This window comes from Streptomyces sp. NPDC041968 (assembly GCF_055589025.1).
Genome location: NZ_JBVJCB010000011.1, coordinates 83,734 through 97,577, shown reverse-complemented (window position 1 = coordinate 97,577; position 13,844 = coordinate 83,734). Strand labels below are relative to the sequence as shown.

Sequence of the window (13,844 nt, the reverse complement as noted above, 5' to 3'; positions counted from 1 at the left end):
GGTGTCCTGGGGTCAGAGGAAGTACAGGCGGTTCAGGGAGACCGACTCGGCCGGTTCGGAGCGCAGCGGGTCGCCGTCGAGGGTGACCAGGCCGGTGCGCTGGTCGACGTCGACCTGTCCGGTACGCGAGTTGAGACGCAGGTCGGCCGGTCCGATGCCGCGGGTGCCGCGCACGGCGACCCGGCGGCGCCGGGTGGGCATCGTGTCGTGCCCCTGGTCCACGGCGGCCTGGGAGACGAAGGCCACGGAGATCTCGGCCGGGGTGGCGCCGTGCGCGCCGAACTGGGGGCCGAGGACCAGCGGTTCGCAGGTGTCGGTGGCCGCGTTCGGGTCGCCGACCACGCCGTAGGCCGGGAAGCCCGACTTGAGGACGAGCTGCGGCTTGGCTCCGAAGTACTCGGGGCGCCACAGGACGATGTCGGCGAGCTTGCCGACCTCGAGGGAGCCGACCTCGTGGGCCAGGCCGTGGGCGATGGCCGGGTTCAGGGTGAGCTTGGCGATGTAGCGCAGGACGCGCTCGTTGTCCTGGTCGGCGTCGGGGGCGCCGAACTCGGCCTTCATCTTGCCGGCCATGGCGAAGGTGCGGCGGACCGTCTCGCCGGCCCGGCCCATGCCCTGCGCGTCGGAGGAGGTGATGCCGATGGCCCCCAGGTCGTGCAGCACGTCCTCGGCGCCCATGGTCCCGGCGCGGATGCGGTCGCGGGCCATGGCGGCGTCGCCCGGCAGCTCCGTCTTGAGGTCGTGGACGGAGACGATCATGCCGTAGTGCTCGGCGACCGCGTCCCGGCCGAAGGGCAGGGTGGGGTTGGTGGAGGAGCCGATGACGTTCGGGACGCCGGCCATCTTCAGCACGTTGGGGACGTGTCCGCCGCCGCAGCCCTCGATGTGGAAGGCGTGGATGGTGCGGCCCTCCAGGACGCGGAGGGTGTCCTCCACGGAGAGGCACTCGTTCAGCCCGTCGCTGTGCAGGGCGACCTGGACGTCGTGCTCCTCGGCGACGCGCAGCGCGGTGTCCAGGGCGCGGGTGTGGGCGCCCATGTCCTCGTGCACCTTGAAGCCGCTCGCGCCGCCCTCGGCCAGCGCCTCGATCAGCGGCGCCTCGTGCGAGGAGGAGCCCCGGCCCAGGAAGCCGATGTTGACCGGCCAGGCGTCGAAGGCCCCGAAGGCGTGCTTCAGCGCCCAGGGCGAGTTGACGCCGACGCCCCACACCGGGCCGAACTCCTGCCCGATGATCGTCGTCACGCCGGACGCGAGCGAGGCCTCCATGATGCGCGGGGAGAGCAGGTGGACATGGGTGTCGACGGCACCGGCGGTGGCGATCAGGCCCTCGCCGGACACGAGGGACGTGCCCGTGCCGACCACGACGTCGATCCCGTCCAGGGTGTCCGGGTTGCCGGCCCGCCCGATGGCGTGGATGCGCCCCTCGCGGATGCCGATCGACACCTTCCGAATGCCCTGCGCCGCGTCGATCACGACGACGTTGCTGATCACGACGTCGCAGGTGTCCCGGACGGCGGCGGCCTTGAGGTGCAGTCCGTCGCGGGCGGTCTTGCCGAAGCCGGCGAGGAACTCGTCGCCGTGCCGCTGGGCGTCGGACTCGACGCGGATCACCAGGCCCGAGTCGCCGAGGCGGAGGCGGTCGCCGGCCCGGGGGCCGTGGGTGGCGGCGTAGGCGTGGGGGTCGATGTGGATCGACTCGCTGACCTCGCGTCCCTTCGAGCGGCTCATCGCCCGTCTCCTTCCGGTGCCCCCCGGGTGATTCCCAGATATCCGCAGGCCGCCGCCCGGCGCAGGGCCTCCGCCTTCGCCCCCGGCGCGTCCAGCGGCCCGTCGACCAGCCCGGCGAAGCCGATCGCGACGCGCCGTCCGCCGATGGGCACGAGACCTACCTCGGCGCTCTCCCCGGGCCCGAAGCGCACCGACGAGCCGGCGGGGACGGCCAGGCGCATGCCGTAGGCCCGCTCGCGGTCGAAGTCCAGGCGGGGGTTGGCCTCGAAGAAGTGGAAGTGGGAGGTGACCGAGACGGGCACGCTCGCCGTGTTGGTGACCGGCAGGCGCAGCGCCGCCTCGGGTTCGGCGTGGTCCGGGCCCGGCAGCAGGGCGCCCGGGCCCTCGGGGCCGAGCGCGCCGCCCCCGATCGGGTCGGAGACCACCGCGAGCCGGGACCCGTCGTCGAAGACGGCTTCCACGTGCACCTCGGTGACCACGTCCGCGACCCCGGGCAGCACGTCGTCGGCGCCGAGCACGGACCGGGCGCGGTCGACGGCCTCGGCGAGGCGCGCGCCGTCCCGGGCGGCCTCGCACACCGTGTCCGCGATCAGCGCGGTCGCCTCCGGCACGTTCAGCCTGAGCCCTCGGGCGCGGCGGGCCCGGGCCAGCTCGGCCGCCCCGAAGAGCAGCAGACGGTCACGTTCCGTGGGAGTCAGTCTCACGACGCGGCACCTCCTTGCCTTCCACAGATTAGAGCATCACTCTAAACGTCGAGTACATGGAACGGAACCGTTGACGGACACCGGAGTCAGGCGTCACATTGAACGACGCTCTAACTGCCCGGGCAGCCGTCGAAGGAGACCAGCCATGCCGATAGAACAGCACGGAGTCGACACCATCCCCGAGGAGGAACGCACCAGCGGGCCGCGGGACCTCGTCTCGATCCTGCTCGGCTCCAACCTCTGCCTCGGCGTGATCGTCTTCGGCTGGCTCCCGCCCTCCTTCGGCCTGGGCTGGTGGGCGTCGGTCGGTGCCGTGCTGGCGGGCACGGTCGTCGGCACCGCGTTCACCGCCCCGCTGGCCCTGGTCTCCCTGCGGACCGGCACCAACCTGTCGACGTCGTCGGGCGCCCAGTTCGGGGTGCGCGGGCGACTGGTCGGCTCGGTGGTCGGCCTGCTCCTCGCCCTCGGCTACACGGCGCTGACCGTGTGGATCGGCGGGGACGTGATGATGGGCGTCCTCGGCCGGCTCTTCGGCCTGCCGCAGGGCGGGGCCTCGTACGCCGTCGTGTACGGGCTGCTCGCCGCGGCCACGGTGGCGGGCGCGGTCTACGGCTACCGGGTGCTGCTCGCGATGTCCAAGGTGCTGGCGTACGGCATGACCGCCCTGCTGGTGCTGGGCGTGATCGCCTACGCCCCCGGCTTCACCACCGCCGCGCTGCCGGAGACGGGCGGCTACCTGCTGGGCGGGTTCTGGCCCACGTGGCTGCTCGCGGTCGTGGCCGCCGGGCTGTCCGGGCCGATCGCCTTCATCACCCTGCTCGGCGACTACACCCGCTACATCTCGCCGGCCCGCTTCACCTCCCGCCGGGTGCTGCACGCGACCTGGCTGGGGCTGATGCTGGGGCTGCTGGTGCCGCAGCTCTTCGGCACCTTCACCTCGTACGCGGCCCGTGCCGCGCTGGACTACGCGGGGCCGCTGGTCGACGCCGCGCCCACCTGGTACCTGGTCCCGCTGCTGCTGGCCGCCTCCGCGGGCTCGGTCGGCAACGCGGGCCTGATGCTGTACTCCATGGGCCTGGACCTGGACGCCATCCTGCCGCGCGCCTCCCGCGCCCGGGCGACCTGTGCCGTCGCCGTCGTCGCCACGGCGTGCGTCTTCGCCGGGCACTACGCCTGGGACGCGCAGTCGGCGATGACGTCGTTCGTGCTGCTGCTGACGGCGATCGGCACCCCGTGGGCGGTGATCACGATGATCGGCTTCGTCCGCTGCGGCGGGGAGTACGACGCCGACGCGCTCCAGGTCTTCAACCGCCGGGCCAGGGGCGGCGCCTACTGGTACCGCGCGGGCTGGAACATCCCGGCCACGGCGGCCTGGGCGGCGGGCGCGGTCGTCGGTGTGCTGGCGGTGTCACTGCCGTCGTACGAGGGTCCGCTGCTGTCGCTGACCGGCGGGGTGGACTGCAGCTTCCTGCTGTCGGGGCTGGTGGGCGGAGCGGTGTACCTGCTCGCCGTTCCCGGTGCCGCCGTGGCGACGGCACCGGCGGCGGCGGGCGCGGGGGCCGCGGCCGGAGGACCGGCGGCCGGTCCGGGAGGCGGGCCCGCCTAGCGCCCGGGGGGCGGGGGGCGCCCGTACGAGCCGGCGCGCCCCGCCCTCGTCACCTCTTACGCTGCCGGTGCCGGTGCCGGTGTCAGGCCAGGCGGTGCATCCAGCCGTGCTTGTCCTCCGCGGTACCCCGCTGGATGTCCAGCAGGGCGTCCCGCAGCCGCTGCGTGACCTCACCGGTCTCGCCCCCGCTCTGCTGCCACTGCGCACCGGCGCGCTTGACGGTGCCGACCGGCGTGATCACGGCCGCCGTACCGCAGGCGAAGACCTCGGTGAGGGAGCCGTTCTCCGAGTCGCGCTGCCACTGCTCGACCGAGACGCGGCCCTCCTCGGCCTCGTACCCCAGGTCGCGGGCGACGGTGAGCAGGGAGTCACGGGTGACGCCCTCCAGGATGGAGCCGGTGAGGGACGGGGTGACGATCTTGTCCCCGTACACGAAGTACAGGTTCATGCCGCCGAGCTCCTCGACCCACCGGTGCTCGACCGCGTCCAGGTAGCAGACCTGGTCGCAGCCCTTGGTGGCGGCCTCGGCCTGGGCGAGCAGGGACGCGGCGTAGTTGCCGCCGGTCTTGGCGTCGCCCATGCCGCCGGGGACGGCGCGGACGCGGTCCTCGGAGACCCAGATGGAGACGGGCTTGACGCCGCCCGGGAAGTACGCGCCGGCCGGGGAGGCGATGACCAGGAACAGGTACTCGTTGGCCGGCTTCACGCCCAGGCCGACCTCGGTCGCGATCATGAAGGGGCGCAGGTAGAGGGACTCCTCGCCGCCGTGCGCCGGCACCCACTTCTCGTCCTGCCGCACCAGCGCGTCGCACGCCTCGATGAAGGTCTCCACCGGCAGCTCCGGCATGCCCAGGCGGCGCGAGGAGGCCTGGAAGCGCTGCGCGTTCTTCTCCGGCCGGAAGGTGGCGACGGAACCGTCGGGGCGGCGGTAGGCCTTCAGTCCCTCGAAGATCTCCTGCGCGTAGTGCAGGACCATGGTGGCCGGGTCGAGGGCGAGCGGGCCGTACGGGACGAGCTGTCCGTCGTGCCAGCCGCGGCCCTCGGTCCACTTGATCGTCACCATGTGGTCGGTGAAGTGGCGGCCGAACCCGGGGGCGGACAGGATCGCCGCGCGCTCGGCGTCGGAGAGCGGGGTGGCGGAGGGCTTGAGCTCGATCGTGGGCGTCGTCATGGGTTGATGTCCTTCACCGGTTTGATTGTGACGGGCCGCTGTCACGCCCGTACGGCCGGTGGCCAGTGCTAGGACGTCCGAGCATTCCCTCAGGTCGCGGCTTCGCGTTCGATTATCGCGCGCGAGCGGCGACGGGTGAAACGGGGTGAATGCGGCCCAGGGCTCGATGGTCGCACCTGGCGGACGCAGGAGAAAGCCGCCGGGTGCCTTGTTTCTGGACCCGGCGGCTTCGAAAGGGTTTCGATCGAGTGGCGCGGCGGGTCAGCCGGCTACTCGTACGGCGAGCGCGTCACCGATCTCCGACGTGGAGCGGGCGGGCTTGCCGGCGCGCTCGCCGAGGTCGGCGGAGACCGCTTCCTCGATGCGGGCCGCCTCGGCCTCGTGGCCGAGGTGGCGCAGCAGCAGGGCGACGGACAGGACCGTGGCGGTGGGGTCGGCCTTGCCCTGGCCGGCGATGTCGGGCGCGGATCCGTGGACCGGCTCGAACATCGAGGGGAAGTCGCCCGAGGGGTTGATGTTCCCGCTCGCGGCGACGCCGATGCCGCCGGAGACGGCCGCGGCGAGGTCGGTGATGATGTCGCCGAAGAGGTTGTCGGTGACGATGACGTCGAAGCGGCCGGGGTCGGTGACGAGGTAGATCGTCGCGGCGTCGACGTGGATGTAGTCGGTGGTGACCTCGGGGTACTCCTCGGCCACCTTGTTGAAGACGTTCGTCCACAGGTGGCCCGCGAAGGTCAGCACGTTGTTCTTGTGGACCAGCGTGAGCTTCTTGCGGGGGCGGGCCTGGGCGCGGGCGAAGGCGTCGCGGACGACGCGCTCGACGCCGAAGGCGGTGTTGACGGAGACCTCGGTGGCGACCTCGTGCTCGGTGCCCTTGCGGATGGTGCCGCCGTTGCCCGTGTACGGGCCTTCGGTGCCTTCGCGGACGACGACGAAGTCGATCTCCGGCTGGCCGGCGAGCGGGGTGGCGACACCCGGCAGCAGCTTGGAGGGCCGCAGGTTGACGTGGTGGTCGAAGGCGAAGCGGAGCTTGAGCAGGAAGCCGCGCTCCAGCACGCCCGACGGCACCGAGGGGTCGCCGATCGCGCCGAGGAGGATCGCGTCGTGGTCCTTGAGGGCGTCGAGGTCGGCGTCGGTGAGGGTCTCACCGGTGGCGTGGTAGCGCCGGGCGCCGAAGTCGAACTCCTTGGTCTCCAGCTTCACATCCTGCGGGAGGACGGCGGAGAGGACCTTGAGACCCTCGGCCACGACCTCCTGGCCGATGCCGTCACCGGGAATCACTGCGAGATTGAGGATGCGAGAGCTAGCCGACATGCGCAGCACCCTACTCCCCGTCCCACGGGATGACATGCGGTGTCCGGCATGCGGACACGCGGCCGTCCGCCCCGCCGGGCTCCCGTCGAGCCCGCTCAGTGGCCGGTGGAGCCGCCGTTGTCCCGGCGGTCGAGGGCGCGCTGGAGGGCGGCAGCGGCGTTCTTGCGGTCGGAGTCGGCGGTACGGGAGAGGTGGCGGACTCGGCGGCGGACGGTGGTCTCGGCCATGGGAATCGGCTCCTTCGGCACAGCACACACGGGTGCGGAGAAAGGGGGGATCGCGAGAGGCCGGAAGGGGCGGGGAGCACGGTCCGCAGGGGTTGCCTGCACGGGGCCCGGCTCACGACCGCAATCCGCTCGATCGAGCGGGACGTTCGGCTCCTACAAAACTAAGGGAGCGCGGAGCGTCTGTCTCCACAATTACTCGGACTTCCTACTATCTGAGACGGTGGAGTGGATCACACCCCTCCGACCTGCGGTGACACCTACAGCACGTCCCCGTCCCGCCAGTCGAAGAGCAGTCCGTGCGCGGGGTCCAGGGGGCCGGCGAGGGCAGGCCGGACGTAGGTGCCGCCCTCCTCCTCCGGCAGGTGCACGGCGCCCTCCGGGCCGAGGGCCGAGACCCGGCCCGTCCACTGCCGCCAGCCCCGGCCGGTGTAGAGGCGCACCCCTTCGTCACTGGCGGAGAGCATCCCGGCGTCGTACGCCCGGTCGACGATCCGCTCCAGCTCGGCCATCACCCGCCCGCCGAGCCCGGTGCGGCGGACGTCCGGGCGGACGGCGACGGCCTCCACGTACCCGACACGCAGCCAGCGGTCGCGGTGCCGGACCCGGCGCATGACGACGGCGCCGTGCGCGGCGAGCCCGGCGTCGTCGAGGACGAGCGCGTGCATGCCGCCGAGGGCGTGCTCCCAGTCCGCGTCGGCGAAGTCGCCGTCGAAGGCGAGGTCCGTGAGGGCGCGGGCGGCACGCAGTTCCCCGGGCGTGAGGTCGGCGGTGTGGGCGCTGCGCAGGAAGGGGCCGGGAGCGGTCATGGGCCCAGTATCGGGCGGCCGGACACGCGGACGGGCCAGGTCCGGCGAGGACCTGGCCCGTGCGGCGCGGAGTGGGCGTCAGCCCATGTGCGGGTACGCGTAGTCGGTCGGGGCGACCAGCGTCTCCTTGATGGCGCGGGTCAGGGTCCAGCGCATCAGGTTCTGCGGGGCGCCGGCCTTGTCGTTGGTGCCGGAGGCGCGACCGCCGCCGAAGGGCTGCTGGCCGACCACGGCACCGGTCGACTTGTCGTTGATGTAGAAGTTGCCGGCCGCGTAGCGCAGCTTCTCCATCGTGTACGCCGCCGCCGCGCGGTCGCCCGAGATGACCGAGCCGGTGAGGGCGTAGTCCGAGACCGCCTCCATCTGGGTCAGCATCTCGTCGTACCGGTCGTCCTCGTAGACGTGGACGGCGAGGAACGGGCCGAAGTACTCGGTGCGGAAGACCTCGTTCTCCGGGTCGGTGCACTCGACGACGGTCGGGCGGACGAAGTAGCCGACCGAGTCGTCGTAGGAGCCGCCCGCGACGATCGTGCAGGTCTCGTCGGCCTTGGCGCGGTCGATGGCGGCCTTGTTCTTGGCGAAGGACCGCTCGTCGATGACGGCGCCCATGAAGTTCGACAGGTCGGTGACGTCACCCATGGTGAGGTAGTCGACCTCGGCGGCGAACTCCTCCTTGAAGCCGTCGTTCCAGATGGACGCCGGGATGTACGCGCGGGAGGTGGCGCTGCACTTCTGGCCCTGGTACTCGAAGGCACCGCGGGTCAGGGCGGTCTTGAGGACGGCGCGGTCGGCCGAGGGGTGGGCGACGAGGAAGTCCTTGCCGCCGGTCTCGCCGACCAGACGCGGGTAGGTGCGGTACTTCGCGATGTTGTTGCCGACCGTCTTCCACAGGTGCTGGAAGGTGGGGGTCGAGCCGGTGAAGTGGATGCCCGCGAGGTCCCGGTGCTCCAGCGCGACCTCGGAGACCGCGATGCCGTCGCCGGTGACGAGGTTGATGACGCCCTTGGGCAGCCCGGCCTCCTCCAGCAGCTGCATCAGCAGCACGGCGGCGTGGGTCTGCGTCGGGGACGGCTTCCAGACCACCACGTTGCCCATGAGGGCCGGGGCGGTGGGCAGGTTGGCCGCGATGGCGCTGAAGTTGAAGGGCGTGATCGCGTAGACGAAGCCCTCCAGCGGACGGTGGTCCATGCGGTTCCACACGCCCGGGGAGTTGGCCGGGGGCTGCTCGGCCAGGATCTGGCGGGCGTAGTGCACGTTGAAGCGCCAGAAGTCGACCAGCTCACAGGGGCTGTCGATCTCGGCCTGCTGGGCCGTCTTGGACTGACCGAGCATGGTGGAGGCGGCGATGGTCTCGCGCCACGGGCCGGACAGCAGCTCGGCGGCGCGCAGGATGATCGCCGCGCGGTCGTCGAAGGACATCGCGCGCCACGCCGGGGCGGCGGCCAGGGCGGCGTCGATCGCGTCCTGGGCGTCCTGCTGGGTGGCGTTCGCGTAGGTGCCCAGGCGGGCCTTGTGGTTGTGCGGCTGCACGACGTCGAAGCGGTCGCCGCCGCCCATCCGCTTCTCGCCGCCGATGGTGCAGGGCAGGTCGATCGGGTTGTCGGCCAGCTCGCGGAGCTTGGCCTCCAGACGGGCGCGCTCGGGCGAACCGGGGGCGTAGCCGTGCACCGGCTCGTTGACGGGCGTGGGGACCTGGGTCACAGCGTCCATGGGTTCCGTAACTCCTTGACTTCAGCGGGTTGTGCGAGCGGGTGCGGGCTCAGCCCTTGGTGACCATCGAGCGGGCGAAGAACCGGAGGTTGGCCGGCTTCTCCGCCAGACGGCGCATGAAGTAGCCGTACCAGTCGGTGCCGTAGGCGGTGTACACGCGCATGCGGTGCCCCTCGGCGGCGAGTCGCAGGTGCTCGTCACCGCGGATGCCGTAGAGCATCTGGAACTCGTACTCGTCGAGCTTGCGCCCGGCGGTACGGGCCAGCTCCTGGGCGATGGAGATCAGGCGCGGGTCGTGGGACCCGATCATCGGGTAGCCCGCGCCCTCCATCAGGGTTCGCAGGATGCGCACGTACGCCTTGTCGATCTCGTGGCGCTGTTGGTAGGCGACTTCGGCGGGCTCCTTGTAGGCGCCCTTCACCAACCGTACGCGAGAGCCGCTGTCGGCGAGCCGACGCGCGTCGGCCTCGGTGCGGAAGAGGTAGGCCTGGATGACGCAGCCGGTCTGCGGGAAGTCCTTCCGCAGCTCGTCGTGGATCGCGAACATCGAGTCGAGGGTGGTGTGGTCCTCGGCGTCGAGGGTGACCGTGGTGCCGATCTCGGCGGCGGCCTCGACCACGGGGCGGACGTTCTCCAGGGCCAGCTCGTGCCCGCCGTCCAGCGCCTGGCCGAACATCGACAGCTTCACCGACATCTCGGCGCGGGTGCCCAGCTCCAGCGGCTTCAGCCGGTCGATCAGCTCCAGGTAGGCGTCGCGGGCGGCCTCGGCCTGTGCGGGGGTGGTGATGTCCTCGCCGACGACGTCCATCGTCAGTTCCAGGCCCTGGTCAGTGAGGTCCCGGACGATCGGCACGATCTCGTCGACCGTCTCGCCGGGGATGAACCGGTCGACGACCGGCTTGGTCACCGGAGCGGCCGAGACCAGACGACGCATCCGGTCGCTGCGCGACGCGGCGAGAATCACGGGACCCAGCACGGGGCACCTCCACTTACCAACCAACACGAGGCCGCTGCCCGACGAACGGGGAACGGCACGGAGAACCACCGTGAAATCTAAGGATCCCCCCGATCGTCGGCCATCGACAGCTGTCACGCATCCGTGCCACCGATCTCAGACAGATGTATGAAGGGCGCGCGCAAATGCGGCAGAATGCCCGGGTGACGTCGGATTCCAGAGGTTCGGGAGGTACCAGTGGTGACTACCAGGAGCTGGTCGACGAGATCTCCGAGCTGCTGGGCGCGCCGGCGACCCTGGAGAACCGCGACTTCGAACTGATCGCCTTCGGCGCGTACGACAGCGAGGGCGACCTCGATCCGTCCGCCCTGGACCCGGTGCGCACCCGCTCGATCCTGACCCGGCGCTCCACCGCGGCCGTCCGGGCCTGGTTCGAGGGCTTCGGCATCACCCGCGCGACCGGGCCGGTCCACATCCCGCCGACGCCGGAGGCGGGAGTCAACCGGGGGCGCACCTGCCTCCCGGTGCGCCATCGGGGCGTCGTCCTCGGCTATGTCTGGCTCCTGGACACCGAACCGGGCCCGACCTCGACACAGCTGGCGGCCGCCATGGCGGTCACCACCCGGATCGGCGCGCTGCTCGCGGACGAGGCGCAGCACGGCGCGGACCTGAGCCGCGAGCTGCGGGCGGTGCTGACCGCCGAGCGCGACTGGCAGCGGGACATGGCCGTGGCCGAGCTGCGCACCGCTCTGGGCGAGCGCGCACACCCTCCGCACGCGGTGGTGTGCGTGGCCCCCTGGCCCTCGGCCGATCCCGACGACGCGCCCTCCGTCCGCACGGTGCCGGGGGCGACGGCACTGTGCACGATGCCGTGGGGGGCGTCGGGCCAGTCGCTGGCACTGCTGGTCCGGCTGCGCTCGGTGGACGTGCCGACCCCGGCGACCTCGGCGGCGGGCCGCCTGCTGGAGCGGGCGCGGGGCGCGGGCGCGACCGGCGCCGCGGCGGCTGCCGCGGGGGTCTCCGCGCCGCGCACCGGGCTGGCCGAACTGGGCGCCGCCTGGCGCGAGGCGTCGGCCGCGGCCCGGGCGGCACGCGCCGAGGGCCGGTTCGCGCCGGTCGCCGAGTGGACCTCCATCGGCGCGTTCCGCCTGCTGACCGCACTGCCCGAGCACGCCGCGCAGGACCCCGCCGTACGGGTGCTGCTGGCCCCCGCCCACGGCGAACTGGCCCGCACCGCCGAGGTCTACCTCGACTGCGCGGGGCAGGCCGGCCGCACCGCCGCCGAGCTGGGCATCCACCGCCAGACCCTGTACTACCGCCTGTCCCGCGTGGAGCAGCTCACAGGCCTGGACCTGGACGACGGGGAGGACCGGCTGCTGCTGCACATGGCGCTCAAGGCGTACCGCCTGTAGCGGCCTCGATCACCCGGCGCAGACCCTCGGTGAGCTGCTCCGCCTCGGGGGCGGACCGCGGATCGAAGGTCCACTGCGCGATGAGCCCCGTCATCAGGGTCACGTAGAACGCCCCGAGGGTGTCGGCCACCTCGTCGGAGACGTCCTCCTCCCGTCCTCCCATGAGTGAAGGGACGAGGCCGCGTCCGGCCTCCCGCTGGGCCCGCGCCAGATGGTCGCGCACCTCGGGCATCCGGTCGCCCATGACCAGGATCTCCATGCTGAGGTGCCAGATCGACCCCGGGCCCCGCATGGTCCGGATGATGTTGGTCCACACCATCTGGAACCGCTCCGTCGAGCCGGGCGCGGTCCGGTCCAGCGCGGCCCGGTCCCCCTCGAAGGCGTCGCCCATCCCCTCGACCAGCGAGACGTAGGCCTGGGCGAGCAGCGCGTCCTTCGAGCCGTAGTGGTAGCCGATGGACGCCAGGTTGGTCCCCGACTCCTTGACGACGTCCCGCGCGGTCGTGCGGGCGAAGCCCTTCTCCAGCAGGCAGCGCTTGGCGCCTTCCAGCAGATCCTCGCGGTGTCCCATGGCGTCACCTTACCCGCCGATCCATACGAGCGTCCTACACAGTCGTACTAGACAGCCGTATAAGACGCTCGTACAGTCGCCGTCATGACACCGACCCCGCCCCGCGCCGGCCGCCGCGAATGGACCGCGCTGACCGTCCTGATGCTTCCGCTCCTCCTGGTCTCGATGGACGTCTCCGTCCTCTACTTCGCGATCCCGCAGATCAGCGCCGACCTGGAGCCGAGCGGCACCCAACAGCTGTGGATCTTCGACATCTACGGCTTCGTCCTGGCCGGCCTGCTGATGACCATGGGCTCACTGGGCGACCGCGTCGGCCGCCGCAGGCTGCTGCTCATCGGTGCGGCGGCCTTCGGCGCCGCCTCACTCCTCGCGGCCTACGCGCACACCGCCGAGACCCTGATCGCGGCCCGCGCGGTCCTCGGCATCGGCGGCGCCACGCTGATGCCGACCACGATGGCGCTGGTCCGCACGATGTTCACCGACCCCACCCAGCGGGCCAGGGCGATCGGCCTGTGGTCCGGGGTGATGACGGCCGGGATCGCCCTCGGCTCGGTGATGAGCGGCGTGCTCGTCGAGCACTTCTGGTGGGGCTCGGTCTTCCTGGTCAACCTGCCCGCGATGGCCCTGCTCCTGATCCTCGGACCGGTGCTGCTCCCCGAGTCGAAGAACCCCTCCCCCGGCCGCTTCGACCTGCTGAGCGTCCCCCTGTCGCTGGCCGCGGTCCTGCCCGTGATCTACGGCCTGAAGGAACTGGCCGCCGAGGGCTGGAACGTCCGCTACGTCGTCTCCATCACCGTCGGCCTGCTGTTCGCGGCGCTGTTCGTGCAGCGACAGCGCACCTCGGCCTCGCCGATGATCTCCCCGGCCCTCTTCCGCGGGCACGGCTTCACCCCGGCGCTCGTCCTCAACACCGTGTCGGCCCTCGGCATGATGGGCTCGGCGTTCTTCACCACCCAGTACCTCCAGTCGGTCCTCGGCAAGAGTTCGCTGGAGGCCGCGCTGTGGAGCCTGCTGCCGTCGGTCCTCATCGGCGCCGCCGCGCCCGTCGCCGCACACCTGGTCCAGCGGGGCGTCGAGCGCGCGTACGTGGTGACGTCCGGCTTCCTCGTCGCGGCGGCCGGTTACGGCCTGCTGGCCCTGGCCGGCACGGACTCGCTGTGGCTGGTGCTGGCGGCGTGCGGGGTCCTGGCGGCCGGCATCGTCATCGTGATGTCCCAGCTCACCGATCTGGCCCTGAGTTCGGCCCCGGTCGAGAAGGCCGGGTCCGCGTCCTCGCTGCTGGAGACCGGCACCGAGTTCGGCGGCGCCCTGGGCATGGCGGCCCTCGGCTCCATCGGTACGGCCCTGTACCGCCACGGCATGCCGGCCGACGCCCCCGCTCCGGCGCGGGAGACCCTGGGCGGCGCCCTGGCCGTCGCGGCCGAGACGCCGGGGCGCGCGGGAGACGCCCTGGCGGCGGCGGCGCGCGAGGCGTTCACCGACGGGATGCGCGGCGCCGCGCTCGCGGCGGGGCTGCTGCTCCTGGTGGCGGCGGGACTGGCCGCGATGGGCCTGCGGCACATCCGGGTGCGCCCGGAAGCGGCAACGGAGAACGCCGGACAGGCTGAGTCACTCAGCCCGTCCGGCGTGTGAGGACGAGC

Annotated in this window: 12 protein-coding genes; 3 read left to right on the top strand and 9 right to left on the bottom strand. The window is 72.1% G+C overall.

The window, feature by feature from the left end; all coding sequences use genetic code 11:
* Positions 1 to 12: 12 nt before the first annotated feature.
* Positions 13 to 1,728 (bottom strand): urease subunit alpha, encoded by a 1,716-nt coding sequence (locus ACZ6EG_RS25845; RefSeq protein ID WP_469607988.1) that lies wholly within the window; start codon positions 1,726 to 1,728, stop codon positions 13 to 15.
* Positions 1,725 to 2,432, bottom strand: coding sequence for an urease subunit gamma (gene ureA / locus ACZ6EG_RS25840; protein WP_469607985.1), 708 nt, complete (start codon positions 2,430 to 2,432; stop codon positions 1,725 to 1,727). Before ureA ends, ACZ6EG_RS25845 begins: the two co-directional genes overlap by 4 nt.
* Before the next feature lie 145 nt (positions 2,433 to 2,577).
* Here ureA and ACZ6EG_RS25835 point away from each other — a divergent pair, with 145 nt between their 5' ends.
* Positions 2,578 to 4,038 carry a cytosine permease gene (locus ACZ6EG_RS25835; protein WP_469607982.1) on the top strand — a complete coding sequence of 487 codons (1,461 nt, stop codon included), beginning with the start codon at positions 2,578 to 2,580 and terminating at the stop codon, positions 4,036 to 4,038.
* 82 nt (positions 4,039 to 4,120) lie between these two features.
* Here ACZ6EG_RS25835 and ACZ6EG_RS25830 read toward each other — a convergent pair whose 3' ends face one another.
* The 6 genes from ACZ6EG_RS25830 to ACZ6EG_RS25805 all read right to left on the bottom strand — a co-directional run bounded on the left by ACZ6EG_RS25830 (position 4,121) and on the right by ACZ6EG_RS25805 (position 10,242).
* Complete coding sequence (locus ACZ6EG_RS25830) at positions 4,121 to 5,209, bottom strand: branched-chain amino acid aminotransferase (RefSeq protein ID WP_391971868.1); 1,089 nt, start codon at positions 5,207 to 5,209, stop codon at positions 4,121 to 4,123.
* A gap of 261 nt (positions 5,210 to 5,470) precedes the next feature.
* A complete protein-coding gene (locus ACZ6EG_RS25825; protein WP_391971869.1) occupies positions 5,471 to 6,523 on the bottom strand; it encodes a 3-isopropylmalate dehydrogenase in 1,053 nt (350 codons plus the stop codon).
* Between the two features lie 95 nt (positions 6,524 to 6,618).
* Positions 6,619 to 6,750 carry a hypothetical protein gene (locus ACZ6EG_RS25820; RefSeq protein ID WP_079030417.1) on the bottom strand — a complete coding sequence of 44 codons (132 nt, stop codon included), beginning with the start codon at positions 6,748 to 6,750 and terminating at the stop codon, positions 6,619 to 6,621.
* Positions 6,751 to 7,007: 257 nt separating this feature from the next.
* Positions 7,008 to 7,556: a GNAT family N-acetyltransferase gene (locus ACZ6EG_RS25815; protein WP_391971870.1), complete on the bottom strand. Its 549-nt coding sequence runs from the start codon at positions 7,554 to 7,556 to the stop codon at positions 7,008 to 7,010.
* A 78-nt stretch (positions 7,557 to 7,634) separates the two neighbouring features.
* Positions 7,635 to 9,266: an L-glutamate gamma-semialdehyde dehydrogenase gene (gene pruA / locus ACZ6EG_RS25810; RefSeq protein WP_391971871.1), complete on the bottom strand. Its 1,632-nt coding sequence runs from the start codon at positions 9,264 to 9,266 to the stop codon at positions 7,635 to 7,637.
* 49 nt (positions 9,267 to 9,315) lie between these two features.
* A complete protein-coding gene (locus ACZ6EG_RS25805) occupies positions 9,316 to 10,242 on the bottom strand; it encodes a proline dehydrogenase family protein (RefSeq protein WP_391971872.1) in 927 nt (308 codons plus the stop codon).
* A 164-nt stretch (positions 10,243 to 10,406) separates the two neighbouring features.
* Between ACZ6EG_RS25805 and ACZ6EG_RS25800 the strand changes: the two genes are divergently transcribed.
* Entirely contained in the window at positions 10,407 to 11,633 is a 1,227-nt protein-coding gene (locus ACZ6EG_RS25800) for a PucR family transcriptional regulator (RefSeq protein ID WP_469607974.1), read from the top strand.
* Here ACZ6EG_RS25800 and ACZ6EG_RS25795 read toward each other — a convergent pair.
* A complete protein-coding gene (locus ACZ6EG_RS25795) occupies positions 11,614 to 12,204 on the bottom strand; it encodes a TetR/AcrR family transcriptional regulator (protein ID WP_383645894.1) in 591 nt (196 codons plus the stop codon). The two genes, ACZ6EG_RS25800 and ACZ6EG_RS25795, sit on opposite strands and share 20 nt — an antisense overlap.
* An 84-nt stretch (positions 12,205 to 12,288) precedes the next feature.
* Between ACZ6EG_RS25795 and ACZ6EG_RS25790 the strand changes: the two genes are divergently transcribed.
* Positions 12,289 to 13,836: an MFS transporter gene (locus ACZ6EG_RS25790; protein WP_391971874.1), complete on the top strand. Its 1,548-nt coding sequence runs from the start codon at positions 12,289 to 12,291 to the stop codon at positions 13,834 to 13,836.
* Positions 13,837 to 13,844: the final 8 nt, after the last annotated feature.